At 71.5% G+C, this 26,237-nt stretch carries 25 protein-coding genes, 1 tRNA gene and 2 pseudogenes; 13 read left to right on the top strand and 15 right to left on the bottom strand.

All coding sequences use genetic code 11. From position 1 onward, the window contains the following. Position 1: 1 nt before the first annotated feature. The 5 genes from ABZO29_RS08005 to ABZO29_RS07985 all read left to right on the top strand — a co-directional run bounded on the left by ABZO29_RS08005 (position 2) and on the right by ABZO29_RS07985 (position 4,915). A complete protein-coding gene (locus ABZO29_RS08005; protein ID WP_367319445.1) occupies positions 2-1,354 on the top strand; it encodes an amidohydrolase family protein in 1,353 nt (450 codons plus the stop codon). After that, on the top strand, positions 1,351-2,232 hold the full coding sequence (locus tag ABZO29_RS08000; RefSeq protein ID WP_367319444.1) for a cupin domain-containing protein: 882 nt from the start codon (positions 1,351-1,353) through the stop codon (positions 2,230-2,232). The genes ABZO29_RS08005 and ABZO29_RS08000 overlap by 4 nt, the downstream gene beginning before the upstream one ends. Continuing rightward, positions 2,229-2,918, top strand: a complete 690-nt coding sequence (locus ABZO29_RS07995) for an SDR family oxidoreductase (RefSeq protein ID WP_367319443.1) — start codon at positions 2,229-2,231, stop codon at positions 2,916-2,918. Before ABZO29_RS08000 ends, ABZO29_RS07995 begins: the two co-directional genes overlap by 4 nt. Positions 2,919-2,989: 71 nt before the next feature. After that, positions 2,990-3,637 carry a LysE family translocator gene (locus ABZO29_RS07990; protein ID WP_367319442.1) on the top strand — a complete coding sequence of 216 codons (648 nt, stop codon included), beginning with the start codon at positions 2,990-2,992 and terminating at the stop codon, positions 3,635-3,637. A gap of 36 nt (positions 3,638-3,673) precedes the next feature. Next, the gene (locus tag ABZO29_RS07985; RefSeq protein WP_367319441.1) at positions 3,674-4,915 is read left to right on the top strand and encodes an amidohydrolase; all 1,242 of its coding nucleotides are present in this window, start codon (positions 3,674-3,676) and stop codon (positions 4,913-4,915) included. 24 nt (positions 4,916-4,939) lie between these two features. Here the strand turns inward: ABZO29_RS07985 and ABZO29_RS07980 are convergent. From ABZO29_RS07980 to ABZO29_RS07960, 5 genes and pseudogenes are all read right to left on the bottom strand, one after another. Then, positions 4,940-5,648, bottom strand: a pseudogene (locus tag ABZO29_RS07980) (endonuclease). After that, the gene (locus ABZO29_RS07975; RefSeq protein WP_367319440.1) at positions 5,645-5,977 is read right to left on the bottom strand and encodes a DUF3140 domain-containing protein; all 333 of its coding nucleotides are present in this window, start codon (positions 5,975-5,977) and stop codon (positions 5,645-5,647) included. Before ABZO29_RS07975 ends, ABZO29_RS07980 begins: the two are co-directional and overlap by 4 nt. A 23-nt stretch (positions 5,978-6,000) precedes the next feature. Next, the gene (locus ABZO29_RS07970) at positions 6,001-6,483 is read right to left on the bottom strand and encodes a Dps family protein (RefSeq protein ID WP_367319439.1); all 483 of its coding nucleotides are present in this window, start codon (positions 6,481-6,483) and stop codon (positions 6,001-6,003) included. Beyond that, positions 6,480-6,737, bottom strand: coding sequence for a WhiB family transcriptional regulator (locus tag ABZO29_RS07965; protein WP_367319438.1), 258 nt, complete (start codon positions 6,735-6,737; stop codon positions 6,480-6,482). The genes ABZO29_RS07970 and ABZO29_RS07965 overlap by 4 nt, the downstream gene beginning before the upstream one ends. A 46-nt stretch (positions 6,738-6,783) precedes the next feature. Next, entirely contained in the window at positions 6,784-7,593 is an 810-nt protein-coding gene (locus tag ABZO29_RS07960; protein ID WP_367319437.1) for a lysophospholipase, read from the bottom strand. Between the two features lie 114 nt (positions 7,594-7,707). Here ABZO29_RS07960 and ABZO29_RS07955 point away from each other — a divergent pair, with 114 nt between their 5' ends. Continuing rightward, a complete protein-coding gene (locus tag ABZO29_RS07955) occupies positions 7,708-8,895 on the top strand; it encodes an acetyl-CoA C-acyltransferase (protein WP_367319436.1) in 1,188 nt (395 codons plus the stop codon). Between the two features lie 102 nt (positions 8,896-8,997). Further along, positions 8,998-9,771, top strand: a complete 774-nt coding sequence (locus tag ABZO29_RS07950) for a sulfite exporter TauE/SafE family protein (RefSeq protein WP_367319435.1) — start codon at positions 8,998-9,000, stop codon at positions 9,769-9,771. Positions 9,772-9,798: 27 nt separating this feature from the next. Here ABZO29_RS07950 and ABZO29_RS07945 read toward each other — a convergent pair whose 3' ends face one another. Continuing rightward, entirely contained in the window at positions 9,799-10,593 is a 795-nt protein-coding gene (locus tag ABZO29_RS07945) for an HAD-IIA family hydrolase (protein WP_367319434.1), read from the bottom strand. A 98-nt stretch (positions 10,594-10,691) separates the two neighbouring features. Between ABZO29_RS07945 and ABZO29_RS07940 the strand changes: the two genes are divergently transcribed. Beyond that, positions 10,692-11,438 (top strand): cobalt-precorrin-6A reductase, encoded by a 747-nt coding sequence (locus ABZO29_RS07940; RefSeq protein ID WP_367319433.1) that lies wholly within the window; start codon positions 10,692-10,694, stop codon positions 11,436-11,438. A gap of 3 nt (positions 11,439-11,441) precedes the next feature. Here ABZO29_RS07940 and cobF read toward each other — a convergent pair whose 3' ends face one another. Both cobF and ABZO29_RS07930 read right to left on the bottom strand, forming a co-directional pair. Further along, positions 11,442-12,215 (bottom strand): precorrin-6A synthase (deacetylating), encoded by a 774-nt coding sequence (cobF, locus tag ABZO29_RS07935; RefSeq protein WP_367319432.1) that lies wholly within the window; start codon positions 12,213-12,215, stop codon positions 11,442-11,444. A 63-nt stretch (positions 12,216-12,278) separates the two neighbouring features. Further along, positions 12,279-12,821 (bottom strand): DUF309 domain-containing protein, encoded by a 543-nt coding sequence (locus ABZO29_RS07930; protein ID WP_367319431.1) that lies wholly within the window; start codon positions 12,819-12,821, stop codon positions 12,279-12,281. 94 nt (positions 12,822-12,915) lie between these two features. On the opposite strand from ABZO29_RS07930, the gene ABZO29_RS07925 reads away from it, so the two are divergent. After that, positions 12,916-12,992: transfer RNA gene (locus ABZO29_RS07925), tRNA-Pro, on the top strand. A 247-nt stretch (positions 12,993-13,239) separates the two neighbouring features. Here the strand turns inward: ABZO29_RS07925 and ABZO29_RS07920 are convergent. The 6 genes and pseudogenes from ABZO29_RS07920 to ABZO29_RS07895 form a co-directional block, all read right to left on the bottom strand. Continuing rightward, positions 13,240-15,429: a transketolase C-terminal domain-containing protein gene (locus ABZO29_RS07920; protein ID WP_367319430.1), complete on the bottom strand. Its 2,190-nt coding sequence runs from the start codon at positions 15,427-15,429 to the stop codon at positions 13,240-13,242. After that, positions 15,426-16,979 (bottom strand): aldehyde dehydrogenase family protein, encoded by a 1,554-nt coding sequence (locus ABZO29_RS07915; RefSeq protein WP_367319429.1) that lies wholly within the window; start codon positions 16,977-16,979, stop codon positions 15,426-15,428. Before ABZO29_RS07915 ends, ABZO29_RS07920 begins: the two co-directional genes overlap by 4 nt. 29 nt (positions 16,980-17,008) lie before the next feature. Further along, positions 17,009-18,349 (bottom strand): L-lysine 6-transaminase, encoded by a 1,341-nt coding sequence (lat, locus tag ABZO29_RS07910; RefSeq protein ID WP_367319428.1) that lies wholly within the window; start codon positions 18,347-18,349, stop codon positions 17,009-17,011. A 175-nt stretch (positions 18,350-18,524) separates the two neighbouring features. Continuing rightward, entirely contained in the window at positions 18,525-19,526 is a 1,002-nt protein-coding gene (locus ABZO29_RS07905) for a glycoside hydrolase family 43 protein (protein ID WP_367319427.1), read from the bottom strand. A 2-nt stretch (positions 19,527-19,528) separates the two neighbouring features. Further along, on the bottom strand, positions 19,529-21,145 hold the full coding sequence (locus ABZO29_RS07900) for a serine/threonine-protein kinase (protein ID WP_367319426.1): 1,617 nt from the start codon (positions 21,143-21,145) through the stop codon (positions 19,529-19,531). Between the two features lie 139 nt (positions 21,146-21,284). Beyond that, positions 21,285-21,626 (bottom strand): annotated as a pseudogene (locus ABZO29_RS07895) (3-hydroxyacyl-CoA dehydrogenase family protein); the annotation flags it as partial. A 31-nt stretch (positions 21,627-21,657) separates the two neighbouring features. Here ABZO29_RS07895 and ABZO29_RS07890 point away from each other — a divergent pair. The 3 genes from ABZO29_RS07890 (at position 21,658) to ABZO29_RS07880 (ending at position 23,939) form a co-directional block, all read left to right on the top strand. Beyond that, positions 21,658-21,855 carry a hypothetical protein gene (locus ABZO29_RS07890; protein WP_367319425.1) on the top strand — a complete coding sequence of 66 codons (198 nt, stop codon included), beginning with the start codon at positions 21,658-21,660 and terminating at the stop codon, positions 21,853-21,855. Positions 21,856-21,969: 114 nt separating this feature from the next. Beyond that, complete coding sequence (locus ABZO29_RS07885; protein WP_367319424.1) at positions 21,970-22,872, top strand: hypothetical protein; 903 nt, start codon at positions 21,970-21,972, stop codon at positions 22,870-22,872. Positions 22,873-22,952: 80 nt separating this feature from the next. Beyond that, on the top strand, positions 22,953-23,939 hold the full coding sequence (locus ABZO29_RS07880) for an aldo/keto reductase (RefSeq protein ID WP_367319423.1): 987 nt from the start codon (positions 22,953-22,955) through the stop codon (positions 23,937-23,939). Positions 23,940-23,952: 13 nt separating this feature from the next. Here ABZO29_RS07880 and ABZO29_RS07875 read toward each other — a convergent pair whose 3' ends face one another. Then, positions 23,953-24,696, bottom strand: a complete 744-nt coding sequence (locus ABZO29_RS07875) for a TetR/AcrR family transcriptional regulator (RefSeq protein ID WP_367319422.1) — start codon at positions 24,694-24,696, stop codon at positions 23,953-23,955. 155 nt (positions 24,697-24,851) lie between these two features. Between ABZO29_RS07875 and ABZO29_RS07870 the strand changes: the two genes are divergently transcribed. Then, positions 24,852-26,180 carry a DegT/DnrJ/EryC1/StrS family aminotransferase gene (locus ABZO29_RS07870; RefSeq protein ID WP_367319421.1) on the top strand — a complete coding sequence of 443 codons (1,329 nt, stop codon included), beginning with the start codon at positions 24,852-24,854 and terminating at the stop codon, positions 26,178-26,180. Positions 26,181-26,237: the final 57 nt, after the last annotated feature.

Here is a 26,237-nt window from a genome sequence, read left to right as displayed (position 1 = left end):
GATGACCGATCGGACACTTCTGCGCGCGGGCCACATAGTCTCGATGGACCCCGACATCGGGGACCTGCCCCAGGGGGACGTCCTCATCGAGGACGGACGTATCGCGGCCGTACAGCCGGAGATCAGCGCGGACGCCGAAGTCCTCGACATGACCGGCCGCATCGTGATCCCCGGCTTCGTCGACAGCCACCGGCACACCTGGGAGGCCTCGATCCGGGGCGTGGCGCCCGACGCGACCCTCGACGACTACTTCGTCGACGTCCTCGACACCTTCGCGCCGCTCTACACCCCCGAGGACGTGTACGCGGCCAACCTCGCGGGCGCCCTGGAGTGCCTCAACGCGGGCATCACCACGCTCGTCGACTGGTCGCACATCAACAACACGCCCGAGCACCCGGACGCCGCGATCCAGGCGCTGACGGAGAGCGGCATCCGCGCGCAGTACGCCTACGGCAGCGCCAACACCTCGCTCGCCGACTACTGGTTCGAGAGCAAGATCGCGATTCCGGGCGACGACGTACGGCGGATCCGTGCCGAGTACTTCTCCTCCGACAGCGGTCTGCTCACCATGGCGCTGGCCACCCGCGGCCCCGGCTTCTGCGTCAACGACGTCGTCACCGCCGAGTGGGCGCTCGCGCGCGAGCTGGACATCCCGATCACGGTGCACGTGGCGATGGGGCGGCTCGCCGGCCGCTTCGGCATGGTGAAGCAGCTCCACGGCCTCGGCCTCCTCGGCCCCGACACCACCTACATCCACTGCTGCTACTTCAGCGAGGAGGAGTGGCGGCTGGTCGCCGACAGCGGCGGTACGGTGTCCGTCGCGCCGCAGGTGGAGACACAGATGGGGCATGGCTGGCCGCCTGTGATGACCGCGATCGAGCACGGGCTGCGGCCGTCCCTGAGCATCGACGTCGTCACCACCGTGCCCGGCGACATGTTCACCCAGATCCGCTCCGCCTTCGGCGCCGAGCGCGCCCGGGTCAACGCCGACTGCTGGCAGGCCAACCTGCCGGTGCCCGAAACCATGCTGACGGCACGTCAGATGCTCGGCATCGCCACGGCCAACGGCGCGCACGTCGCGGGCGTCGAGGACCGCACCGGCTCCCTGACCCCCGGCAAGCGCGCCGACGTCGTCGCGATCGACGCCACCGCCCTGAACGTGGCGCCGGTGCACGACGCGGCGGCCGCGGTGACGCTGTGCGCGGACGTGTCCAACGTGGACACCGTCCTCGTGGACGGTGTGGTCCGCAAGCGCGACGGCAGGCTGGTGGCCGACGTCGCACGCGCCCGCCGGCTCGTCGAGGAGTCCCGCGACCGGCTCCTGGCGGCGAAGGAGGCGAAGCCCGCCGTATGACGAACCACCTGGTGCGCCGGACCACGGACGTCCCGGAGCCGCCCTACGACGAACACGGTTACCGGCGGCGGGCGCTGGTCGGCGAGGACGACGGCAGCGTGCACACCGGCTTCGGTGTCTGCGAGCTGCGGCCGGACGGAACGGTCGCGGCGCACGTCCACTCGTACGAGGAGAGCTTCCACGTGCTCGACGGCGCCGTGATCCTGGATGTGCCGGAGGGCTCGTACCTGCTCGAAGAGGGCGACTACGGTCTGCTGCCCACCGGCGTTCCGCACGCCTGGCGCTGTGCAGGGAACACCGGCGCGCGCTGGGCGGACATGCTCGCACCCCTGCCGAGGGCCCGCTACGGGTACGACACCCAGCAGGTACCGCCCCTACCCCGGAGGGACCCCGTCCGCATCGACGTCCGCGACCCGCGCACCCGGTCCTTCGGCCACTTCGAGCCCGCGCAGATGGACCCCGGCAAGCAGTCCCAGGACCTGCTCGCCGTGTCCGCGAGCATGCGCACCGCACTGCTCGTCTACAGCGGCATCACGGTGAAGATGATGGTCGACAGCGACCTGGGCGCCGTGGCCTCGACGATGTTCATGGTGCAGTACGCGCCGGACGGCGTCGCGGGCACGCACGACCACCCCTTCGAGGAGACGTATCTGATCCTCGAAGGCCTGGTGGACGCCGTGTTCGACGGCGAGCGGCACCGGTTGGGGCCCGGCGACTGCGCCTGGGCGGGCGCCGGGTGCGTGCACGGGTTCGCCAACGCCGGAGAAGGGCCGGTGCGCTGGCTGGAGACGCAGGCGCCGCAGCCGCCGCCGCGTCACTCCTACCGGTTCACGCGGGACTGGGAGTACCTGCGCGAGGCACTGAGGGAGACACGATGAGCAGTGTGGTGGTGATCGGCGGGACGTCGGGCATCGGCCGTGAGTTCGCCCGCGTGCGTGCGGAGCGCGGCGACGAGGTGGTGATCACCGGGCGCGACGCCCACCGCAGCGGCACCGTGGCCAAGGAGATCGGCGCGCGCGGGCTCGCCCTCGACCTCGCGCGCCCCCGGGAGGTCGCGGCCGCCCTGAACGGCGTCGGACGGGTCGACCACCTGGTCCTCGCGGGTATCTCCAGGGACGACAACCGGGTCGACGCCTACGACATCGACGCCGCGCTCCACCTCGTCACGCTCAAACTCGTCGGCTACACCGAGGTCGTCCACGCGCTGCGGACCCGGCTGCACGACGACAGCGCGATCGTGCTGTTCGGCGGGCAGGCCAAGGAACGCCCCTACCCGGGGGCCACGACCGTGGCCACGGTCAACGCAGGGGTCACCGGCCTGGTGCACAGCCTCGCCGTCGAGCTCGCCCCCATCCGGGTCAACGCCGTCCACCCGGGCGTCGTCGGCGACAGCCCGCACTGGGCCGGCAAGCCCCAGGAGGTCCTCGCGGGGCTGCGCGCGAAGACGCCCACCGGGCGGCTGGCCGCCATGGCGGACGTGGTGGACGCGGTGGACTTCCTGCTGCGCAACCCGGCGGTCAACGCGGTGGATCTGAACGTGGACGGTGGTTGGCTGCTGGGCTGAGCGGCGCGGGCGGAGGACCACCCTGTGACATCCCGTGACGCGCCGGTACGGCGCTCGGTCACAATGCCCCCATGACCGTGACCTCCGCCCTCGCGTCCTTCGCCGTCGTCGCCGGTCTGCTCACGCTCGTACCGGGCCTGGACACGGCACTGGTGCTGCGCAGCGTCGCGGTCCGGGGCCGCGCGCACGCCTTCGCCACCGCGCTCGGCATCAACACCGGGGCCCTGCTGTGGGGCGCGGCGGCGGCCGGCGGCGCGACCGCCCTGCTGACGGTCTCGCAGACCGCCTACACCGCGCTGCGCATCGCCGGCGCGGCCTACCTGCTGTGGATGGGCATCGGTCTGCTGCGCGCCCTGCGCCGCCGGGAGAGCGGCCCCGCCCTCGGCCGGGAGCCGCAGGCGGAGCCACTGTCCAGGGCGTTCCGGCGCGGATTCACCACCAACCTGCTCAACCCCAAGGTCGGCGTCTTCTACACGGCCGCGCTGCCGCAGTTCATCCCGGAACACACCCCGCACCTGGCCATGGGCCTGCTCCTCGCGCTCGTTCACGACCTCGAGGCGATGGCCTGGTTCACCCTGCTGATCCTCGGGGCGGAACGCCTCAAGGCCCTGCTGCGACGCCTGCGCATCGACCGGCGCACGGCGCGGCGTTCGATGGACGCGGTGACGGGAACGGTACTCATCGGCTTCGGTGTGGAGCTGGCACTGTCCGACCACTGACGACCGCGACATGTGACATGGAGAATAGGGGACGCCGTGACCGAACCCGCCGCCGTCGCAGGCCTCGCCCGGGAGCTGACCTCCGGGCTGAAGGCCGCCGACCTGGAGGACTTCTACCGGGACCTGCACCGCCATCCCGAGCTGTCGTTCCAGGAGCACCGCACCGCAGCCAGACTGGCCGCGCGGCTTCGTGCCGCCGGGTACGCGGTGACGGAGGGCGTCGCCCGCACCGGTGTGGTCGGGGTCCTCGCCAACGGCGACGGGCCGGTGGTGTGGCTGCGCGGCGACATGGACGCGCTGCCCGTGCGGGAGGCCACCGGCCTCGACTACGCCTCCACGGTCGACGGCGTGATGCACGCCTGCGGCCACGACCTGCACGTCACCTGGCTCGCCGGCGCCGCCGAGGCACTCGCCTCCGCCCGCGAGACCTGGTCGGGCACGCTCGTGGTGGTCGGGCAGCCCGCCGAGGAGGCGGGCAGCGGCGCGGGCGTGATGGCCGCCGACGGGGTCCACGAGCGGTTCCCGCGCCCGGACGTGCTGTTCGGCCAGCACGTCGCACCCGGGCTCGCCGGGTTCTACCCGCACACCCCGGGCCTGATCATGTCGGCATCCGACGAGGTCGACGTCGTCGTGCACGGCGTCGGCGGCCACGGCTCACGCCCCGAGTCGACCGTCGACCCGGTCGTGACCGCCGCGTACATCGTCACCCGGCTCCAGACCGTCGTCTCCCGCGAGGTCGCGCCCAGGGAGTCCGCGGTGCTGACGGTGGGGGAGTTCCACGCAGGCACGAAGCCCAATGTGATCCCCGCCGAGGCGCGGCTCGCGGTCAACCTGCGCACCCAGTCCTCGGGGAGTCGCACACGCATCCTGGCCGCGGTACGGCGCATCGTCGAAGGGGAGTGCCAGGCCGCCGGCTGCCGGGTGCCACCCGAGATCACGGTGCGGCCCGGCTACCCCAACACCGTCAACGACGCTGCCCTGGACGGCGAGATCGCCGCCGTCCACCGCGCACTGTTCGGCGAGCACAGCGTCTTCGACTTCGGCCCGGCGATGGGCAGCGAGGACTTCTCGCGCCTCGCTCCGCAGGGCGTGCCCTACGACTACTGGTTCGTGACCTCCACCCCCGCCGACGTCTGGGAGGCGGCGCCCGGCGAGGACCTGTCCGAGAAGATCGACAACGTGCCGGGCAATCACAGCCCGTTGTTCGCACCCGACCTGTCGGTGGTCGTGCCGGGCGTGCGGACGCTGGTGTCGGCGGCGCTGAGCCGGCTGACGTGACAGGCGGCGGGATCCCGGCCCTGGTCATGCGGCCCGGCGGAGGCTGTCCTCGGCCACCTCCTTGTCCCCTTGTCCAGTGCCGCACGCACCAACGCGGCCGCCGGCACGGCCGGTTCGGTCTCGCCGGCGAGCTTCAGCAGGCGGTCCGGATCCTTCGGCAGACCGTGTCGCTCCGCGCCCGAGAGGGCCTTGTCGTCGAGGTGGGGCGCCACTTCCGGCCACACCCGCTGGGCCTCGCGCAGGAAGATGCCGGCGCCGGCCGGGCCCATGCCCGGAACCTCCCGCAGCAGCCGGCGCAGCGCGGAGACGTCGCCGTCCGCCTCCGCCCGCAACCGCCGTAGATCACCGCCCGGCGTTCGGTCAACAGCTGGGCCCCGTCACCGAGCGGAGCGAAGCCGGAGCGAATGGGGGTACCGCCCGTGCCCGAAGGGCTACGGGGGAGGGTGGCGTTGCGCTCGTCGTAGCGCCGGTAGCCGCCGCGGCCCAGCGCGTCCACGCGCTGCTGCCAGTCCGCCTCGGCCGTCCGGCGCGGATCGCGCAGCCCCGCCTCGTGCAGGGCCCGTGCGGCGGCGACCGCGACCGAGGCGCGGATACGGGCGCCGAGCAGGACGGCCGGCACCAGCAGCCGGTAGAGCGGCTGCGGGGTGTCCTTGAGCCGGATGCCCGCCTCCTCCACGTACGTCCGCCCGTGCGCGCGGACGAGTTCGCGCCGCACACCCTCGTTGCCGGTCATGGCTTGAGAGGGTCGTGGCCGATGGTCATCAGCCGGTGCCTGCGAGCGGTCTCCTCGGCCTCGGGTTCGTTCTCCATGTCGGTCTGCGCGGTGACCGTGTCCACGACCTCGTACATCACCCGGATGTCGTCGTCGGTCAGGTCGGTGCGCCGCTTCTGCAGGATCGCGAGGACGTGCTGCCCGGTGGGCGTGCCCGCCTCCTCCGGCAGCGGCTCCGTGTCCTCGTCGGCGTCACGGACCCGCAGCCAGGCGGCCAGCTCCTGCGAGGTCATGTTCACCACGCGGTGGAAGTCCTCCCACAGCGCGTCGAGTTCGAGGGCGTCGGTCATCGTCGGCCCCTTCCCTGGGTACGTCAGTCGTCACGCGGCCAGTTCTCCGCGTCGAACATCCACCGCTGCTTCTCCAGCTCGCGGGTGATCCCGATGAACAGGTCCTGCGTGACGAGATCGTGCTTCTCGGTCGCGTCGATACGCTCGCGCAGCCGCCCGATGGCCGCCTCCAGCGTCTCGACGAGCAACTGCACGACCTCCGTGTCGCGCAGCCGGCCGTCCTTCGCACCGGGCAGTGTGAGCGCCGAGGCGATCGTCTCGGGGCGCCCGTCCGGCGGCACTCCGAGCGCCGCGGCGCGCTCCGCAACCGTGTCGGCGTACGACCGCGCGGTCGCCACCACCTCGTCGAGCTGGAAGTGGATCGAGCGGAACCGCGGGCCCACGATGTTCCAGTGCGCCTGCTTCCCGATCAAGGAAAGCCCCAGAAGATCCACGAGAGTGCTCTGCAACGCATCCCCGGTGACCTGACGGGCCTCGTCGGGAAGCGGGCTCTTCATGACAGTCATACCGTGCTTCTCCTTGTGGCGTGGTCTCTGGCGGTACGGAGCAGTGCGGCACGTTCCTCCTCGCAGGTCCCACCCCACACGCCCGAGGTCTGTCCGCTGCTGAGAGCGAAGCCCAGACACTGGATGATCACCGGGCAGCGGGCACAGACGCGCTTGGCGGCCGCGATGTCCCGCAAGGCCGGTCCTGTCGTGCCCACGGGGAAGAACAGCTCGGGGTCCTCACCCACGCAGGCGGCACTGCGCAACCACTCCATGGGGGCGCGGGTGCCCAGGGCGAACCGGGCAAAACACCGCCGTGTCTCACCGTGCGAGCACACCGTCCAGGAAGCGGGTCAGGTCCGCGAACACCTCCTGCGCGTTCGTCTCGTTGAAGACCTCGTGCCGGGCACCGGGGTAGATCCGCTCGGTCAGCCGGCCCCCGCTGAGCCGCTCGATCCCCACGCGGCTCCCGGCGAGCGGAACCAGCCGGTCGTCGTCGCCGTGCAGCCACAGCAGCGGGAGCGGGCCGACGTCACCGCCCTTGGCGACGGTCTCCAGGGTCCGTACGAAGGCCTCGAGCGTCGGCCGCTTCATCGCACCGTGCCAGACCAGCGGATCCGCGGCGTAGTCGGCACCGACCGCCGGGTCGCGGGACAGCGCGGCCGGGCTGACGGGGATCTCGGGGATCTCGGCGTGCGCGAGCAGCCGTCCCGGAGTCTCCCAGGCGCCGATCACCGGCCCGGACAGTACGAGCGCGGCGAGCTCGTCGCCGTACCGCTGGGCATACCGGGCCGCGATCAGCCCGCCCATGGAGTGCCCGACCACGACGACGGGAAGGCCTGGATGGGCGGCTGCCGCCGTCTCGGCCACGGAGCGCACATCGGTGACCACGTCCTCGAAGTCCTCGACCATCACCCGCTCGCCCGCGGACTTCCCGTGTCCGATGTGGTCCGGCCCGTACACGGCCGCCCCGTGCGCCACCAGCACGTCGGCCACCGCCTCGTACCGGCGGACGTGCTCGCCGTAGCCGTGCACGAGGAGGACGACGTACCGCGCCGCCTCGTTCGGCCACTCGCATGCGGTGATCATGCCGCGGGTCCCGGTCAGGGCGTGCTCACGGGCGTGGGCCATGGCTCCTCCAGCTGCGTCGGCGAAGGGTCCCGGGGATCTTTTCAGGGAGCCGGGCCGCGGTCTATAGTCCAAAACTAGCACTGCTAATTAAGAAGCCAGGTCAGGAGTCCAGTCGTGCGCCCCGTCCACTTCGCGGCCGCCCGCCGCACCCCCCTCGGCAAGCTGCGCGGAGCCCTCTCGGCCGTGCGGCCCGACGACCTCGCCGCGACGGTGATCCGCGGCCTGGTGGCCGACGTGCCCGCGCTCGACCCGGCCCGCATCGACGACGTCTACTGGGGCGCCGCCAACCAGGCGGGCGAGGACAACCGCAACGTCGCCCGCATGGCCGCCCTGCTCGCCGGCCTCCCCGAGTCCGTGCCCGGCGCCACGGTCAACCGGCTGTGCGCCTCCGGCCTCGAGGCCGTCACCCTCGCGGCACGCACGATCGCCGCCGGCGAGGCCGACATCGTGCTGGCCGGCGGCTCCGAGTCGATGAGCCGCGCCCCCTTCGTCCTGCCCCGCCCCGACGAGGCCCTCCCGCACCGCATCGAAACCGTCGACACCCGCCTCGGCTGGCGCCTGGTCAACCCCGCGATGAAGGAGTTCCACGGTCTCCTCTCCATGGGCGAGACGGCGGAGGAGGTCGCCGAGCGCCACGGCGTCCCGCGCGAACGCCAGGACGAGTTCGCCCTGCGCAGCCACCAACGGGCCGCCCTGGCCCGCAAGAACGGTCACTTCGACGACGAGATCCTGCCGGTGGAACGCCCCGACGGTGTGGTCGTCGACGCGGACGAATGCATCCGCGAGGACACCTCGTACGAGAAGCTCTCGCGGTTGAAGCCGGTCTTCCGCGCGGGCGGCACGGTCACCGCGGGCAACGCCTCACCGATGAACGACGGCGCGGCGGGTCTGCTCCTCGTCAGCGAGGAGGCCCTGAACGACCTGGGCCTGGAGTCCATGGGCCGCTATGTCGCCGGCGCCTCGGCCGGCGTCCACCCCGACGTGATGGGCATCGGCCCGGTCCCGGCCACGCAGAAGGCGCTGGCCCGAGCCGACTGGACCGTGGGCGACATCGAAGAGGCCGAGTTCAACGAGGCGTTCGCGGCACAGGCCCTGGCGTGCGTCGACCGCCTGGGCATCGATCCGGAGCTGGTCAACCCGAGCGGGGGCGCGATCGCGCTGGGGCATCCGCTGGGGTGCTCCGGGGCTCGCATCCTCACAACCCTCCTGCACCGGATGCGGCGGACGGGAGCGGGCCGGGGGCTGGCGACGATGTGTGTGGGAGTGGGGCAGGGGACGGCGGTCCTGGTCGAGAGGCACTAGGTACCAGGACGACCGGCCCGGCCGAGGCCCAGCCCAACACCGGCCACCTGTCGAGACGCTCCTTACAAGCCTCCGTTAGCTGTGCGTAGCATCAGTCTCCGCATGAACACGATGACTCTGTGGCACATCACCCCGTGGGGGTTCGCCGCGCTCGCCTTCGCGGCCGTGCTCGTCGGTTTCTCGAAGACCGCCGTGAGCGGGGCCAACACGGTCAGCCTGGCGATCTTCGCGGCGGTGCTGCCCGCCCGCGCGTCCACCGGCGTCCTGCTGCCGGTCCTGATCGCCGGTGACGTACTCGCCGTCCTCACCTACCGTCGGCACGCCCACTGGCCCACACTGTGGCGGCTGTTCCCCGCCGTCGCCGCGGGCGTGGTCGCCGGGACGCTGTTCCTGATGTGGGCCGACGACGGGATCGTACGGACCTCGATCGGCGCGATCCTGCTGCTGATGGCCGGGGTGACCGTGTGGCGACGCCGAACGGCCGACCAGGACGAGGACCCGGACTCGGTCACCTCCCGGTCCGGCCGGATCAAGGCCCGCTCGTACGGCGTCCTCGGCGGCTTCACCACGATGGTCGCCAACGCGGGTGGCCCGGTGATGTCGATGTACCTGCTGTCGGCGGGCTTCCGGAAACTGGGCTTCCTGGGCACGTCGGCGTTCTTCTTCCTCATCGTGAACCTGTCGAAGGTGCCGTTCAGCGCGGGCCTCGGCCTGATCGACGGCCGCTCGCTGCTCCTCGACGCCGCGCTCGCGGTGTTCGTCGTGCCGGGTGCGTTGTTCGGCAAATGGGCTGTGAACAGAATCAACCAGCGCCTCTTCGAACAACTGGTGATCGCGGCGACGGTGGTCGGCGGCGTACAGCTGCTGCTGAAGTAGACGGGCCGCCGTGGCGGCTGCCGTCGGCTATTCGGGCAGTCCCAGCAGCGCCGGAAGGTCCGCGAAGGAGTCGACGACATGGTCGGGCGTGCCACTGGCCGCCCGATGGGTCTCCGGCAGGTACTTCCCCGTCCTGACCAGGACTCCGGTGAGCCCGGCTTGCTGTGCGGCCAGTACGTCCGACTCGATGTCGTCGCCCACCATCACCGCCTCGCCCGCACCGGCCCCGAGCTGCCTCAGGGCAGCCTCGAAGAAGGCGGGCGACGGCTTCCCGGTCACCTCGGCCTCCACCTGCGCGGCCGCCTCCAGCCCCGCCAGGAAGGCACCGGAGTCGAGCTGCAGGCCGCGCTCCGTACGCCAGTACAGATTGCGGTGCATGGCCACGAGCCGCGCACCCCGCTGCAGATGCCCGAAGGCCCGGTTCAGCGCCTCGTATCCGAACTCGGGTCCGGCGCCGCCGACGATGACGACGTCGACGTCACCATCGCCGTCACCGTCGTCGGCCACGGTGACTCCCGCGAGATCGTCCCCGATCTCCCCGCTGTTCAGCAGCGTGCACCGCGCCCCCGGGAACCGCTCGGCGAGGTGGACGGCGGTGACGGCGGGCGCGGTGAGGATGTCCTCGGCGGCCACCGGGAACCCGGCGTCCCCCAGCGTCTCGGCGATCGACGCCCGAGTCCGGGACGTCGTGTTGGTGACCAGGGCGACCGCGAGCCCCGCGTCGCGGATCCGGCGCAACGCCCCGACCGCACCCGGCAGCGGCTGCCACGAGACGGTGAGGACCCCGTCGATGTCGATCAGAACGGCACGCACTGAATCCATGCCTGGACGATAACGCCGGGGTCGACGACCGATCGGGAGGACGGCGGGCCACGACCCCGGGCCCCGTCGCCGCCCACGGGCCTCGTACGCTCGACGCCATGCCCTCGCACGTCCTGGTCCTCGGCGGCACCACCGAGGCACGGCGCCTCGCCACCGAGCTGGCGGCGCGGCCCGGCGTCCGCGTGACCACGTCCCTGGCGGGCCGTGTCGAGCGGCCGGGCCCGCTGGCGGGAGACGTACGGATCGGAGGCTTCGGCGGAGCCGAGGGCCTCGCGGCATGGCTGCGCGAACGGCACGTGGACGCGGTGGTCGACGCCACGCACCCCTTCGCCGCGGGCATCACCGCGAACGCGGCACAGGCCGCGGCGGCGACCGGGCTCCCGCTGGTCGTGCTGCGCCGCCCGGGCTGGCGACCGGGACCGGGGGACCGGTGGCACGACGTCGCCTCGCTGGAGGCGGCCGCGGATCTCCTCCCGGCCGTGGGCCGCCGGGTGTTCCTCACCACGGGCCGCCTGGGCCTCGCCGTCTTCGCGCCCCTGACGGACCTTCACTTCGTCGTACGGTCCGTGGAGCCGCCCACTCCACCCATGCCGCCGGACTTGCGTGTCCTACTGGCGCGCGGTCCGTTCACCGTCACCGACGAGTCGACGCTCCTGCGCCGGCACCGCATCGACGTGCTGGTCACGAAGGACAGCGGGGGAGAGGCGACGGCCGCCAAACTGACGGCGGCACGCGAACTGGGCCTCCCGGTGGTGGTCGTACGACGGCCGCCGTTGCCGGAGGGCGTGGCGGCGGTGCCCGACGTGGCCGGGGTTCTCGACCGGTTGGGCCTCGGGCCGCGATGACACCTACCGTTCGCCGGGGTTGCGGCGCAGCAGGTACGTGTCCATGATCCAGCCCTTGCGCTCGCGCGCCTCGGCGCGCAGTCGCTCGATACGGGGCGCGGCCTCGGCGATCGGGCCGGAGGCGAGGATCTCGTCCGGGGTGCCTATGTAGGCGCCCCAGTAGATGTCGATGTCCTGGTCGGCGTACTGCCGGAAGGTCTGGTGGGCGTCGAGCATCACGACCACGTCGTCCACGCCCTCCGGGAACCCCTCGGCGAGCCGCCGCCCGGTGGTGATCTGCACCGGCCGTGCCACCCGGTTCAGCCCCGTGCGGTGACGGGCGACGAGCGCCGAGACACTGCTGATGCCCGGCACGACGTCGTACTCGAACGCCACCCCACGCCGCTCCAGCACCTCCTCGAGGATCGCGAGCGTGCTGTCGTACAGAGCGGGGTCGCCCCACACCAGGAACGCGCCGCTCTCGTCCTCCCCGAGCTCCTCGGCGATCAGCCGCTCGTAGATGTCCGCGCGGGCACTGCGCCAGTCCCCGACGGCAGGGGAGTAGGCGGAGCCGCCCGCGCTCCGGTCCCGCTCCGGGTCGCGCGCCTCCACCAGCCGGTACGTCCCCTCCGGTATGTGCGCGTCGAGCATGTCCCGGCGAAGCTCCGTGAGATCGCTCTTCACCTCACCCTTGTCCAGGATGAAGAACACGTCCGTGCTCCGCAGCGCCCGGACCGCCTGCAGGGTCAGCTGGTCGGGGTCGCCCGCACCGATACCGATGACATGAATCTTTCGCACGCCCCGAGTCTGCCGTACGCCACTGACAGTGACCGCACCGCGTCCGCCCGGCCGGGGGGAACGTCAGTCACTTCCCCGCAGCCGCGGCGCCCGCTCCTTCGCATCCACGGGCCCGGCGCCGCGCTCCACCGCCTCCGCCAGCTCCCGCGCCCAGTCGATCACTCCGTCGAGATCCATCCCGTACGGCCGCCACCGCCCGGCCCTCGACGCCACCCATTCCTCGACGGCCCCGCCCCCGCGGCGCAGCAGCCGCGCCCCGCCCGTGAGGTTCCCCCGGGCCGTGTGCGTGAGCCCCACCGCGAGCTGCGCGAGCCCGCGCCACAGGGCGCGTTCCTCCTCGGGGCCCGACTTCCAGGCGTCCTCGAAGACCTCGTGCGCATGGAACGGCTTCCCCTCGTCCAGCAGCGCCTGTGCCTCGGCGACGGTCTCCTCCGGCGTGCGTGCGACGCCCTCGGGCTGACGCTCCACACCGTCCGCGCCGTACGGCAGGGGCCGCCCGAGTCCGTCCCGCGGCCGCGCGTTGCGCGCCCGCCCCTCGCTGTCCCGGTCCCGCGCCCCGGCCGGCCGAGCCGAGGATGCGCCGCTGGTACGCCCTGTTTCGCCCATACGCCGATTGTCCCGCCCCGTGCCCGCTTCGGCCCACCGCTCCGCGTGGGGTAAAGTGCTGTCCGCGATCACGCGGTTCACCGCGCGAGAGCACCGGGACGTGGCGCAGCTTGGTAGCGCACTTGACTGGGGGTCAAGGGGTCGCAGGTTCAAATCCTGTCGTCCCGACCAGCTCTGATGCAGGTCGGAGGCCGTTTTCTCAGCGATGGGAAGGCGGCCTTCTTCGTGTCTGCGGGGGCAGTGGGCGCCGAGCTGTTGGCGCTGCGTGTCGCGGCAGCCGCATCGGCACACTGCGCGCGGGGTGAAACGTGAGGGTGCCGACGCCTGCGTCCGATACCTCATCGGCCACCTTGACCAGCTCCACCACTACACCGCTCTCGCCCGCGAGCGCCTCAAGATCACCGGGGCTGACGAGCCGTCACCCGTGAGCGTGCGGGCCTGCTGAGAGCAGCTCGCCGGCGGCGCGCTCGATGTCGGCCTCGGACACGAGCACCAACTGCGCTGCCTTTCCCAGCGGGACGAAGCTGTCCACGCCGGCGACCCGTCGGACGGCGCCGGTGAATCCGGCATCGACCAGGGCGGCGACGACTCCCTCCGACACGCCTCCCGTACGGCGGGTCTCGTCGACCACGAGGACGCGTCCCGTCGCACGGGCTTCCCGCAGCAGGTCGTCGACCGGCAGGGGCGCCAGCCAGCGCAGGTCGACGACCCGGCACGCGATGCCCTGCCGCTCCAGCCGGCGTACGGCTCGCAGCGCGATGCGCAGGCCGTTGCCGAATGTCACGAGGGTCAGGTCCGTGCCTGTGCCATGGGTGCGTGCCCGGCCGATCGGTACGTGCTCTGCAGGTGACGGGTACGTGGCCAGCCAGGCGTTGTCCCCCTCCGCGTGGAGATCTCGCGTGTGGTAGAGCGCGATCGGCTCCAGGAAGGTGCTGACCGTTCCGTCCACCTTCCCCGCCGCCACACACGTGCGAAGCATCGCGGCGGCGTCGTCGGGGCGGGACGGGGAGGCGATGACCAGACCGGGAATGTCACGCAGGACACCCAGTGCGTTGTCGTTGTGGAAGTGACCGCCGAACCCGCGCTGGTAGCCGTAGCCGGCGATGCGGACCACGAGGGGGTTGCGGTACTGGCCCTGGGAGAAGAACTGGAGCGTGGCGGCCTCACCGCGCAGCTGGTCCTCGGCGTTGTGCAGGTACGCAAGGTACTGGATCTCTGCCACCGGCAGCAGCCCGGACAGCCCCGCTCCCAGCGCGAGGCCGAGGATGGCCTGCTCGTCGAGCAGGGTGTCGAAGACCCGAGCGGTGCCGAAACGCCGCTGCAGTCCCCGGGTCAGTCCGTAGACCCCGCCCTTGCGGCCGACGTCCTCGCCGAAGACCACCATCTCCGGGTGACTGCCGAGCAGGTCGGCGAGTGTGTGGGTGATGGCCTGGGCGACGGTGACGGGTTCGCCCACGGGCACTGCGGGTGGTTCGCTCGTACGGCGTGCCGCAGCAGCCACGAGGTCGGGACGGCGGGGTGCGATGGGGGCGGCGATCTGCGTGGCGGTGGTCAGGGGCTCACTCTCGAGGGCCTCCTTGGCAACGGCGAACACCCGTCCGCCCACCTCGTCGTACCGGTCGAGAACCTGCTGCTCGGTGAGGTCGCCTGCCGCTGTGAGCAGCCGGGCAGTGGCCAGCAGCGGGTCGCGTCGCAGATCCGCGGCGACTTCGGAAGGCATCCGGTAGGCGGCTTCGGCGTCCGAGCCCGCATGGCCGAGGAATCGCACCATCGACAGGTGCAGGAACGCGGGTTGCCGGCGCCCCCGCACATGGGCCACCGCCTCGCGCGCGGCGTCGAAGGCGGCTGACGGATCACACCCGTCCGCGGCGAAGTAGGCGAGAGAAGGCCGGTTGCCGTAGGCGAGCCGCACCCAGTCGTGCGGTGTCGGCACGCTGATCCCCAGGCCGTTGTCCTCGCAGACGAACAGCACGGGCATCGGCAGGCCCTGGTAGGCCGCGTGGCAGGCGCTGTTGATGGCGCCTGCCGCCGTGGAGTGGTTGACCGAGGCGTCGCCGAAGGAACAGCAGACGACGGCATCGCCGGGCCAGGCGCACTCGGCCCCGAGCCGCTTGGCGCGGGCGATGCTCCAGGCCACCCCGACGGCCCGGGGCAGGTGGGAGGCGATGGTCGACGTCTGCGGGATGACGGCCAGTTCACGGCGCCCGTACACCTTGTGCCGTCCGCCGGCGATCGGCTCGTCGGCCCCGGCGGCCACCCCCAGCAGCATGTCCCTGACCGCGTCGACGCCGCCGGCCTGCCTGGCGCGGGCGCAGTAGAAGGCGCCGGACCGGTAGTGCAGCAACGCCGGGTCGGTGGGGCGCAACGCGAGGGCGAGTGCGGCGTTGCCTTCGTGCCCGCTGGATCCGATGGTGTAGTAGCCACGGCCCTGCTGCTGCATCCAGCGTGCGGCGGCGTCGGTGTGCCGGCTCTCCAGTTGGGCGTCGAACAGGTCCAGCAGGGTGCGGGCGTCCAGTCCGCCGGCGTGCAGCCGACGCACCGCGTCCGCAGACCGGAGACCGGCCACCGCCTCGCGGAAGTGCCGGTCCAGGTCCTCGACGCCGCTCACAGGCGGAAAGACATGTCGGGCTCGAGCATGGCCACGTCCATCTGCGCCTTCTGCAGCCGGCCGGAGTGGTCCCAGTTCATCGACTGCCAGCGGGTGAACTGGTCGAGCACCCACTGCCCCGACTGTCGACTGCCGTTGCCCGACTTGCCGTTGCCGCCGAACGGCAGGTGAGCCTCGGCTCCGGAGGTGGTGTTGTTGACGCTGACCATGCCCGCGGAAATGCCGCGCCGGAACGTCCACACCTCGTGCGGATCGGTGGTGTAGATCGCGGCGGACAGCCCGTAACCGTGGGCGTTGGCCAGGTCGAGGGCCTCGTCGAAGTCCCGGTAGGTGGTCACTGAGACGATGGGGCCGAACGTCTCGGTGAGGAACAGGTCGTCGTCGCGGCGCACACCGTCGACGATCACCGGGTGGTAGAACATGCCGGCTTCGGGGTCCCCGACGAAGCCCTTGCGCGGGTTGCCGGCCGTGATCCGCCCGGTGCCGTCGGAGCCGTACGTGCGGTGGTGGTCCTTGATCCACCCGAGGAAGGTCTCGTAGCGCCGCGCGAACCGCTCGTCGAGCATCGGGCCGTAGAGGACGTCCTCGAACGCGTCGCCGATCCGGGCCGCGCGGCTCGCGGCGTCGAAACGGGCGAGGAAGTCCTGGTGCACCGACTCGTGGACGATGACCGTCCCGAGGGAGGTGCAGCGCTGCCCCGCGGTGCCGAAGCCGGAGAACAGCGCCCCCTCGACCGCCAGGTCGAGGTTCGCGCTCGGGGTGACCACCTGGGGGTTCTTGCCGCCCAGCTCCAGGCACGGGGTCTGCAGGTGGCTTCCGCACAGGGCGCCGATCTTCCGGCCGACGAGCGTGGACCCCGTGAAGCCGACCTTGTCGACCAGCCCGGCCTCGAGGGAGGCCTCCAGACCGGCGTAGGTCTGCTCCCCGTCGGCGAGGACGAGGTTGAGTACGCCGTCGGGCAGACCGCCTCCGTGCACGAACAGCTCGAAGAGGGCCTTGGCACTCGCGGCGGCGTACTCGGCGGGCTTCCACACCACGGTGTTGCCGGTCACGAGCGCCGGCACGAGGTACCAGGACGGCACGGCCACCGGGAAGTTGCCCGCGGTGATCACCGCGACCGTGCCGACGGGGTTGCGGAAGGTGAACAACTGCTTGTCGGGCATCTCCGAGGGCACCGTCTGCCCGTACAGCCGGCGGCCCTCGCCCAGGAAGAAGTCGCAGGTGTCGATGATCTCCTGGACCTCGCCGAGTGCCTCCGCGAGCGGCTTGCCGATCTCTTCGGTCACGATGCGGGCGAGCCGGTCCTTGTTGGCTTCGACGAGCCGGCCGATCTTTCCGATCGCGGATCCGCGCACCGGCGCCGGGGTGTCCGCCCAGGACCGCTCAGCCGCCTTCGCGGCCTTTGCGGCCTCGACGAACGTCGAGGCGTCTCCGAGCGAGACCTCGGTGAGCAGCTCGGCGGTACGGCCGGGATTGGGGCGCTGAAGAGTCCCGCCGGGAGCGCCGGCGACCAGGTGGCCGGCAACGATCGAGGCGACGGAACGGGCCATGACTTTGCTCCTTGTCGGCTGGTACGGGGTCAGTGCAGGCCGGCGAGCACCCGGTCGAGGGCCCGCAGGGCGAACCCGAGCTCGTCCTGGGTGATGGACAGGGCGGGGCGGAAGCGCACCGAACGCTCACCGCACGGCAATGCGATCACCTGCTCCTCGGTTCGCAGCCGGCGTACCACCTCGTCGCGGACGCCGCTGTCGGTCAGATCGAAGGCGCTCATCAGCCCGCGCCCCCGCGAGTTCGACGCCACCGGTGCGTGTCGGACCTCCAGATCGCGTAGCTCGGCCAGGAACCACGCACCCATGGTGGCGGCATTGGCCACCAGGCCGTCCCTTTCGATGATCTCCAGGATGCGGCGCGCCCGGACCATGTCGACCAGCCCGCCTCCCCAGGTGGAATTGATCCGCCCGGAGACCCGGAGGACGTTGTCGCGTACCTGGTCGACACGGCGGCCGGCCATGATGCCGCCGAGCTGGACCTTCTTGGCGAAGGCGACGATATCCGGCTCGAGGCCGAGTTGCTGGTAGGCCCAGGTGGTGCCGGTGATCCCCACCCCGGTCTGCACCTCGTCGAGCACGAACAGCGCGTCGTACTCGTGACAGAGCGCCTGCATCGCCTGCAGGAACTCCGGGCGCATGTGGTTGTCGCCGCCCTCGCCCTGGATCGGCTCGGCGATGAAGCAGGCGACGTCGTGCGGGTTGTCCTCGAACGCTCGACGCGCCTGCTCGAGGGCCCGGCGCTCGGCCTCCTCGACCTCGGCGAGGTGGTGCTCGAGGGGGAACCGCACAGCGGGTACGTCGATGCGCGGCCAGTCGAACTTCGGGAAGCGGGCCGTCTTGTTGGGTTCGGTGTTGGTCAGCGAGAGGGTGTAACCGCTGCGGCCGTGGAACGCCCGCCGAAGGTGGAGCACCTTGGCGCCGAGCTCGGGTGAGCGGCCTGCGGCCTCGTTGCGGCGGCTCTTCCAGTCGAACGCCGTCTTCAGCGCGTTTTCGACGGCCAGCGCCCCACCCTCGACGAAGAACAGTCTCGGCAGGTCCGGATCGCCCAGCACCCGGGCGAACGTCTCGACGAACTCGGCGTAGTGGGTGGTGTAGATGTCGGGGTTGGCGGGCTTGTTCGCCGCCACCTGCGCCAGCAGGGCCATGAAATCCGGATCGTCCACGATGCCCCGCGCGTTGAGCCCCAGCGGAGCGGACGCGAAGAACGAGTAGAGGTCGAGGAACTTCTCACCGGTGCGCGCGTCGATGATCCACGAGCCCTGACTGGCGAGCGGGTCGAGCACAAGTTTGAAACCGTCGGTCAGCACATGGCGGCCGAGCCTCTCGTGCACCTCGTCCGGGTGGACCGTCGACACAGCAGCAACCGTCATGAGGCACCTACTCTCGATAGGCGTTCACAGAATATTCTTCGTCGAACCCGAGAAGCGGCGAAATCATTTTAGGTATAACGCGGCAACGGCGACAAGGTTTCGTTCAGTGGCGGGTGCTCGAAAGAAATGGGCTGATCCGGCAGCGGCGAGTCCGCCAACAGCCGAGTGGACGGAGTCATCCGCCGCCGTCGAGATCCGCGCGTCGGCGCAGCACGCGCAGCTCGTGACCGATGAGCTCCATCTCGTACAGCTTGCCCCGCGCGTTGTCGAACGGACGGTGCAGGATCATCATCAGCCGGCCGTCGAACGTGTGGAACAGCATGCCGTGACCGCTGTCGTCCCGGACCAGCGGCCGGTGCTGTTGCCACGGCCCCTTGAGGTCGCCGGACTTCGAGACGGCGTACGTCTGCACATAGCCGCCGCTGACGGTGCCGTCCTGGCCGGTCACGTTCTTCTCGTACGTCGACCACAGCATGAGCAGGGAGTCGTCGGGGGTGCGGTACAGCTGCGGGCCGTCGGTGATGTAGGGCGGCAGCTGGTGAGGTACGCCGCCGGGGATCTGCTCGGTGATCCAGGACGCGTCCGAGGCCTTGAACAGGAGGACCGGATCTCCGATCGTCCTCGACAGGTCGGGGGCCAGCCGGATCGCTTCCATGGTTCCGTCGATGGTCTGCAGCCACTCGTGTGCGTAGACCGTCCAGGGCTGTCCGGACGGGTCGACGTAGAGCGTGCCGTCGAGGGTCATGAGGTTGTCGGGCGGGGTGGGGCGTGCCGGGTCGATGACGGTGAAGGGGCCCAGCAGCGAGTCGGACACGGCGATGATCGTGCCCCGCATGTGGTTCGGGATCTGGAACGGGACGCCCCATCGGTTGGGTCGCGGTACCGGGAGCGGCCTGTCCTGGTTGTGCAGCGTGGTGAACAGGTAGTACCTGCCTCCCCATTCGTGCACCTCCGGCGCCCATCCGCCGTCGGTCGCCCAGATTCCCCTCTGCTCGGCGGTCAGGAAGACCACGACGGGGCGCATCCAGTCGCGCAGGTCCTGGCTGCGGTAGACCATCGTGCCGACGCCGTCCACGCCGGACACGGACGGGTCGTTGGACGTGTACAGGTGGTAGGAGCGGGTCCTGCTGTCGGCGACGACGAACGGATCGTGCAGTGGCATGTCGGGAAGCCGCATCGTCAGGCGCCCACCTCGAAGTGGCTCCCCGTCGTCTCGCCGTCCTCCGTGACCGCTGCCGCGACACACCGGAAGACCCGCAGCCCGTTGTCCCACTGGGAGGCGGTCGGCGGCAGGATGTCCACGTTCCATTCCGCGGCGGCCTCCCGGCCGGCGGCCGTTCTGGACTTCGCCATGATCTGCTGCGAGCACAGCGCCTTGACGTCGGGGTGTTTGATCAGGTCCCGGGCATTGTTCGTCATGCCGTCCGCGGGCAGCGGGGCGATGGCGAAGGTCTCCCAGACGTGTTTCGCGTGGCAGTCCGCGGCGCTGACGGTGATCGTGCCCGAGATGTCGGTGATGCCGCTCCAGCACTCGGGGGTGGTGACGCACCGGCCGCCAACGCCCTCGACCGATGAGGCCGGGCAGCCCTTGGTCGTGGTCGCCACCCCACCGAAGCCCGCTTTCCCGTCGGCCGGCCCCTGGTTTCCGCGGCCTGATGACGCAGACGCCGTCGAGGACGAACCGGAGTCCTCCGGCGGCTGGTCCTGATTGACGATCACGGTGACCGACACGGCTACCGAGACCGCCACCGCCGCCGGCACGGCGATCAGCAGGGAGCGGCGTTTCTTCGCCTTCCGGTCCTGCGTCGCCGGGTTGGCGGACGTGGCACCCACCGCCCCGCCGGGGTGCCCGGGAGCCACCGTCGCGGACGGAACGCTGTCATGAGGGGCGTACGGAGGCGCCGACGGAGCGGCATCCCGGTACGCCGGGACGGTGTACATGCTGGGCGCCGGTCCGAAGCCGCCCGGGCGGACGTCCACGTCCACGGCGGCGAGGGCGTCGCGCAGCACCGCGGCGTCGGACATACGGTGCGCCGGGTCCGCCGCCAGGGCGTGCCGGAGCACCTCGTTCAGGGACGCCGGGACCCCGGCGAGGTCGGGGTAGGGCCAGGTGTGCCGCACGATGAGCTCGGCCAGACCGAGCTGGCCGCCGTCCTCCGGGAAGTGCGGCGGGCGGCCCAGCACAAGGGCGTAGACCGTCGCGGCGAGTGAGTACACGTCGCCGGCCGGAGCCGGTTCGGCCATGTGGAAGGCCTCGGGCGGCGCGTATGCGGGAGTCAACGCCTCCCGCGTGACCGACAGTTCCCGGCCGGGGCGGGGCATGGCGGCCAGCCCGAAGTCGGCCAGGGCCACACCGCCGTACCGATTGATCATGATGTTGCCGGGCTTGATGTCGCGGTGCAGGACCCCGGCGGCGTGCGCCGCGGCCACCGCGTCGGCTATGCCCACGCCGATGTCGCGCGCCTCCTTGACGGGCAGCGGGCCCTGGCGCTGAAGGCGCTCGCCCAGAGAGCCGCCGGGGCACAACTCCAGCACCATGTAAGGGCGGTTGTCACCGAGTACCCCGGCGTCGTACACGGAGACCACGTGCGGGTGACCGGACAGCTGCCCGGCCGCCGTGACCTCCCGCATGAAGCGCTGCCGGTCGCGGGGCGAGGCCAGCACCCTGCTGTCGACCTTGAGGGCCACCTCCCGGCCCACGGCGAGCTGGTGCGCCCGGTACACCGTGGCGAAACCGCCCTGGCCCAGGACCTCTTGGATCGCGTAACCGGACAGTTCCACGTCTTCGAACCGCATCGTGCCTTCAGCCCCCAGCCCCAGCCCAACCCCCCGGCAGCAGGACGTGCGGCCGGGGCGGCGCCGACTCTAGCCCAGGGCTCCGACAGGCGGAGACAGCACCGCCATCGGCGCAGAAGCACCCCAGCTCGCCTCCTGGCTACTTGGTATCGGGACAGTCGTGGAAGCCGCGGCCCGACTTCCGGCCGAGGAGGCCGGCCTCCACCATGCGCAGCAACAGTGGCGGGGCGGCGTGCAGCGGGTCCTTGAACTCCGTGTACATCGCCTCGGCGATCGCGGCGAGGGTGTCCAGGCCGATCAGGTCGGCCAGGCTCAGCGGGCCCGGGGGGTGGGCGCAGCCGAGGACCATGCCGGTGTCGATGTCCTCCGCGGAGGCGAAGCCCGACTCCAGCATGCGGATCGCGGAGAGCAGGCACGGCACCAGCAGGGCGTTCACCACGAAGCCGGCCCGGTCCTGCGGGCGGATCACCTGCTTGCCCAGCGCCGAGGTGACGACGCTGGACTCGACGAACATGGCACAGGCCACCGGCCACGGCTCCCCGCTCCCCGCCCTGAAGCACGGCGGCCCCGGCAGGGCCGGCGGAGGATCGGAGCTGGCGGGAACGCGCGGCGTGGTGGACCTGATGCAGCGCACGGCACTTCAGGCGTCGCGGCGGCTGCTGGACTCCCTCGGGGCCGAGCCCGCGTCCGGGACGCCCGACGCGGAGTGACAACGGTTCGCTGACGTTGCGAACGCCGAACGGGTTTGGTGCGTCACAGGAGTGGTACGGCCCGAGCGGCACCCGGCACGGCTGCCGCTCGTCACGTCGGCTCCTGGGGGACCCATGCGCACACCCACCGCACGCACGGCCCGACTGCTTGTTGTCCTCGCCCTGTTGACCGGTACCGTCGGCGCCGTGGCGGGTTGCGGCAGTGAGAGGGCCGGCGGCGGGGCCCGTGACGCGGAGCAGGCCCCGGACCCTGCGGTCCGGGCCCGCCAGGTCGCCGACGCCTGGGACGGCTCCCCGGCCGCCGAGACATGGCGGCAGGGCTACTACCCGATGGGGGACGTCGTCCAGCTGCCCGAGGACGCCTTCCACGACTCCGACGACAAGGAGGCGTACGCGAGGCGGAACTTCGTCCTGCTGGGCGAACTCCCCGCCGAAGCGCCCGCGGACGGGCAGATCAAGTGGCGGAGCGGAGGCTCGCTCACACTGCCTCTGATGGATGCCCGGTCGGCGTACGAGACTCTCGCCGGCGGCGGCGACGACGGACCGCACCTCACCGTGACCGGGGCGAAGCTCGGCGAGACGACCCTCACCACCAGCCGCGGCCCCGCCACCGTCCCGGCCTGGCTGTTCACCCTGGAGGGATACGACACCCCGCTCAGGCGGATCGCCCTCAGCCCTTCGAAACTGCCCGCGCCTCCGATCGGGGAGGCCGCTGAGGTTCCCGGTGACGCGTTGTGGCCGCTGCGCGGGCTGGTCCGGGTCGCCGGAGACGGCCGGTCCGTCACCGTGGTCGCCGAACACGGAGCCTGTGACGACGGCCCCGCCGTGGACGTGCTGGAGACGGACGGCAGCGTGGTGCTGTCGGCGTCCGTCGTGGGGACCGGCGACGGTGACTGCACCATGCAGCTGCTCGGCAAGGAAATGACGGTGAAACTGAGCCGGCCGATGGGCGACCGGTTGCTGCTGGACGCCTTCACGGGGCAGCCGGTGCCGTACGTGCAGCGGCACAGGGCATGAAAGTCCTTGACTTGAAGTGCGCTTCAAGCTGAAGACTCCCGTTCCAGCCGCCGCACACCGGCCGAACGGGAGGATTCACCATGAAGTACCGCACCATCGGCACCGATCCCGCCACCCGCCGAGAGGTGAGCGTGCTCGCGCTGGGCGCGATGCTGTTCGGCTCACGGACGGACGAGGAGACCTCCTTCGCCGTCCTCGACCGCTACGTCGAGGCGGGCGGCACCTTCATCGACACCTCCGACAACTACGCCTTCTGGGTGGACGGAAGTCAGGGCGGCCAGAGCGAGGAACTGCTCGGACGCTGGCGGCGCAGCCGCGGCATCGGCGACGAGATCGTCATGGCCACCAAACTCGGCGCCCGCCCCCTGGCCCCGGGCACCAGCTACGTCGACAACGCGGAGGGCCTGTCGGCGAAGACGATCCGCGAGTCGGCCGAGCGCAGCCGGGAGCGCCTGGGGGTGGAGAGGCTGGACCTGCTGTACGCGCACATCGAGGACCACACCGTCCCCCTCCGCGAGACCGTCGAGGGCTTCGCCGCACTCGTCGCCGAGGGCACCGTCGGCCTGCTGGGCGTCAGCAACCACGCGATCTGGCGGGTGGAACGGGCCCGCGCGCTCGCCGCAGCGGCCGGACTGCCCGGCTACGAGGTCCTCCAGTACCAGCACAGCCACCTGCGCCCGCGCACCGACATACCCGGCGACCTCTTCCCCGACGGCAGTCTCGGCCACGCGGGCGCCGAACTGCAGAGCTACCTGCGGGCCGAGCCCGGTCTGACCCTGATCGCGTACTCACCCCTGCTCACCGGCGCCTACACGCGCCCGGACAAGCCCCTGCCGCCCGACTACGACCACCCCGGCACCTTGGCCCGGCTCGCCGCCCTGAACGACGTGGCCCGCGAGACGGGCGCGACCGTCAACCAGGTCGTGCTGGCCTGGCAGCTGGGCGGGGAGGCGCCGATCATTCCGCTGGTCGGGGCGTCGTCGGTGGCGCAGTTGGAGGAGAATCTGGCTGCGGTGGATCTCGAGCTGACGGGGGAGCAGCGGCAGAGGCTGGACGCGGCGCACTGAGCGCTCCGTACGGTCAGTCTTCTGTTCCCGCGAATCGGTCGAGCAGTGCGTCGAGTCCGGTGGCCAGGCCTTCGGGTCCGCCGGGCTCGGCGAGCGCGGTGGCGATTTCCCGCAAGGTGGGCAGTTCCTGGGGTGAGAGGCGGTGCAGGCCCATACGGAAGGCGGGGTCCGTTTCTTCGGGGTTGTCGACCATGGGGCGCAGTTCCATGGACACATAGCCGAGGAGCCAGGCGGTGAACGCCCGGAAGACGGCGGAGGCGCGGGCCTCGTCGAGGCCGGCACCCCGGAGGAGTGCGAGCACGCGCTCGTGGTCGCGCAGTACGGCGAGGGGCCGCCGAGCCAGCGGGACCGCCAGCATGCGGGTGGCGAGCAGCGGCACCGCCTGGGGGTGGGCGAGGCAGACCTCGTACATCGACCGCGCGATGCGGTGGAGCTCGGCGCGCCATGTGCCCTCGGCCGCCGCGGGCTCCGCGGTCAGGCGTTCCTCGAGCTCCAGGTAGAGAGCTTCGACCAGGCCGTCGAGGAGAGCGTCCTTGCTGGCTGCGTACCGGTAGAGCGCCATTGCCTCCACGCCGAGCTCGGACCCCAGTCGGCGCATGCTCAGCGCGCTGAGGCCCTCCCGGTCCACCAGCTCCAGAGCGCTGGCCAGCACGCGCTCCCGGCTCAGCCGGCCGTAGCGGCCGCGATCGCTCGCGCGACGCGCGGGATCGTCGGTTCCCTCGCCGTTGCGTCGAGCCCCGGCCTGCTCCTTCGCCATGCCCAGCCTCCCGAGAGTCAGCCGTTCAGTTCCTGTACGTGTTGACTCTATGCGCTTCCGGGCGCAAAGTGTACGTATACGACGTAAATATACGCCATGGAGACTCGCTGAGACGTCTCCGTTCCCCAAGGACGCAAGAAGCGGGGAGCAAGTACATGACAGTTCATCGCCTCCGGCAGCAACCAGTCGCCCACGCCTCGCGCGCCCTGTACGGCGTGACCTCCGGCCGTGCCGTCGGCGCGGGCCGTGCGAGGGAACCGGACGTGCCCTTCGCCGTGACCCGGATCAGCCACGAAGCGCGGCGCGCCGCGCAGCGTGTGCTGGCCTCGGGCTGGGTGACCACCGGCCACGAGACGGAACTCTTCGAGAGCGAGTTCGCAGCCCGTGTCGAGGCCGAGCACGCGATCGCGGTGAGTTCGTGCACGGCAGCGCTCGAACTGGCGCTGCGGGCCCTGCGGCTGCCGGCCGGCGGGACGGTCCTGGTCCCCGCCGTGACGTTCTGCGGCGCTGCCCAGGCGATCCTGCACGCCGGGCTGCGGCCTGTGCTGGTCGACGTCGATCCACGTACGGCGATGCCGACCCCGGCCACCGTTGCCCGGGCGGCCCGGGCGTGCGGATGCCCCCAGGCGATGATGGTCCTGCACTACGCCGGGGCCCCGGCACCGGTCGCCGAGTTGGCGCGGGCCGCGCGCCTGCCCTTGTCCCACGTCGTCGAGGACGCCGCACACGCCCTGGGCACGTCGGTGGGCGACCGGCCTGTGGGGAACCTGTCAGCGGCGACCTGCTTCAGCTTCTACGCCACCAAGAACCTGCCCATCGGTGAGGGCGGCATGGTGACCACGGACGACCCGGAGCTCGCCCTGCGGGTCCGCCGCGCGAGGCTGCACGGAATGTCCACCGACGCATGGCGGCGGCACCAGCCCGGCCGCAACTGGCGGTACACCGTCGACGAGGCCGGCCTGAAGGCCAACATGACGGACATACAGTCCGCCATAGGACGGGCCCAGTTCCGTCACTTCGACGACTGGCAGCGACGACGCAGGGCAGTGGCCGAACGGTACGCGGCGGCGCTGGAGGCCGTCCCCGGCCTCGAGCCGCTGGACGTTCCCACCCCGGGGCGGCACGCCCACCACCTGTACGTCGTGCGGGTACTGGAGGAGTACGGGACCGGGCGCGACGAACTGATCGACCAGCTCGCGGACCGTGGCATCGGCACCTCGGTCCACTTCATCCCGCTGCACCACCTGCCGCACTTCCGGCGCACCGCGACCACTCCACCGGGCGGCCTGGCGGGAGCGGACACGCTGTTCCCCCAACTGCTGTCCCTGCCCCTGCACCCCGGGCTCACCGATCAGGCGGTCGACCGGGTCTGCGGGGAGCTGATCCGGCTCGCACCGCGACCGGCCGGCAGACCGCACTCCCTTGTGAGCCCGACGGCCTCGCCACCTGCCGTCATGGTGGGCGTCCACCCGGAGGACCCCTGATGTCCCCGCGCCGCCGGTGGTCCGGGTGGCCGTCGAGGCGAAGCCTCCGGACGGGCA

Source organism: Streptomyces sp. HUAS ZL42, assembly GCF_040782645.1.
In the GTDB taxonomy this organism is placed as follows: Bacteria; Actinomycetota; Actinomycetes; order Streptomycetales; family Streptomycetaceae; genus Streptomyces.
The sequence above is the reverse complement of the archived record's forward strand: the minus strand, read 5'-3'. Positions and strand labels throughout refer to the sequence as shown.

Excerpts from the sequence above, each read along its gene's own strand:
- ABZO29_RS07960 (WP_367319437.1), bottom strand. The coding sequence starts at position 7,593 with ATGGCCCACGCCCGTGAGCACGCCCTGACCGGGACCCGCGGCATGATC.
- ABZO29_RS07890 (WP_367319425.1), top strand. The coding sequence starts at position 21,658 with ATGGCACAGGCCACCGGCCACGGCTCCCCGCTCCCCGCCCTGAAGCAC.
- ABZO29_RS07965 (WP_367319438.1), bottom strand. The coding sequence starts at position 6,737 with ATGGAGTGGTTGCGCAGTGCCGCCTGCGTGGGTGAGGACCCCGAGCTG.
- ABZO29_RS07970 (WP_367319439.1), bottom strand. The coding sequence starts at position 6,483 with ATGACTGTCATGAAGAGCCCGCTTCCCGACGAGGCCCGTCAGGTCACC.
- ABZO29_RS07905 (WP_367319427.1), bottom strand. The coding sequence starts at position 19,526 with ATGCGGCTTCCCGACATGCCACTGCACGATCCGTTCGTCGTCGCCGAC.
- ABZO29_RS07885 (WP_367319424.1), top strand. The coding sequence starts at position 21,970 with ATGCGCACACCCACCGCACGCACGGCCCGACTGCTTGTTGTCCTCGCC.
- ABZO29_RS08000 (WP_367319444.1), top strand. The coding sequence starts at position 1,351 with ATGACGAACCACCTGGTGCGCCGGACCACGGACGTCCCGGAGCCGCCC.
- ABZO29_RS08005 (WP_367319445.1), top strand. The coding sequence starts at position 2 with ATGACCGATCGGACACTTCTGCGCGCGGGCCACATAGTCTCGATGGAC.
- ABZO29_RS07880 (WP_367319423.1), top strand. The coding sequence starts at position 22,953 with ATGAAGTACCGCACCATCGGCACCGATCCCGCCACCCGCCGAGAGGTG.
- ABZO29_RS07930 (WP_367319431.1), bottom strand. The coding sequence starts at position 12,821 with ATGGGCGAAACAGGGCGTACCAGCGGCGCATCCTCGGCTCGGCCGGCC.
- ABZO29_RS07875 (WP_367319422.1), bottom strand. The coding sequence starts at position 24,696 with ATGGCGAAGGAGCAGGCCGGGGCTCGACGCAACGGCGAGGGAACCGAC.
- ABZO29_RS07940 (WP_367319433.1), top strand. The coding sequence starts at position 10,692 with ATGCCCTCGCACGTCCTGGTCCTCGGCGGCACCACCGAGGCACGGCGC.
- ABZO29_RS07995 (WP_367319443.1), top strand. The coding sequence starts at position 2,229 with ATGAGCAGTGTGGTGGTGATCGGCGGGACGTCGGGCATCGGCCGTGAG.
- ABZO29_RS07945 (WP_367319434.1), bottom strand. The coding sequence starts at position 10,593 with ATGGATTCAGTGCGTGCCGTTCTGATCGACATCGACGGGGTCCTCACC.
- ABZO29_RS07990 (WP_367319442.1), top strand. The coding sequence starts at position 2,990 with ATGACCGTGACCTCCGCCCTCGCGTCCTTCGCCGTCGTCGCCGGTCTG.
- ABZO29_RS07915 (WP_367319429.1), bottom strand. The coding sequence starts at position 16,979 with ATGGCCCGTTCCGTCGCCTCGATCGTTGCCGGCCACCTGGTCGCCGGC.
- ABZO29_RS07975 (WP_367319440.1), bottom strand. The coding sequence starts at position 5,977 with ATGACCGACGCCCTCGAACTCGACGCGCTGTGGGAGGACTTCCACCGC.
- ABZO29_RS07950 (WP_367319435.1), top strand. The coding sequence starts at position 8,998 with ATGAACACGATGACTCTGTGGCACATCACCCCGTGGGGGTTCGCCGCG.
- lat (WP_367319428.1), bottom strand. The coding sequence starts at position 18,349 with ATGACGGTTGCTGCTGTGTCGACGGTCCACCCGGACGAGGTGCACGAG.
- ABZO29_RS07900 (WP_367319426.1), bottom strand. The coding sequence starts at position 21,145 with ATGCGGTTCGAAGACGTGGAACTGTCCGGTTACGCGATCCAAGAGGTC.
- ABZO29_RS07870 (WP_367319421.1), top strand. The coding sequence starts at position 24,852 with ATGACAGTTCATCGCCTCCGGCAGCAACCAGTCGCCCACGCCTCGCGC.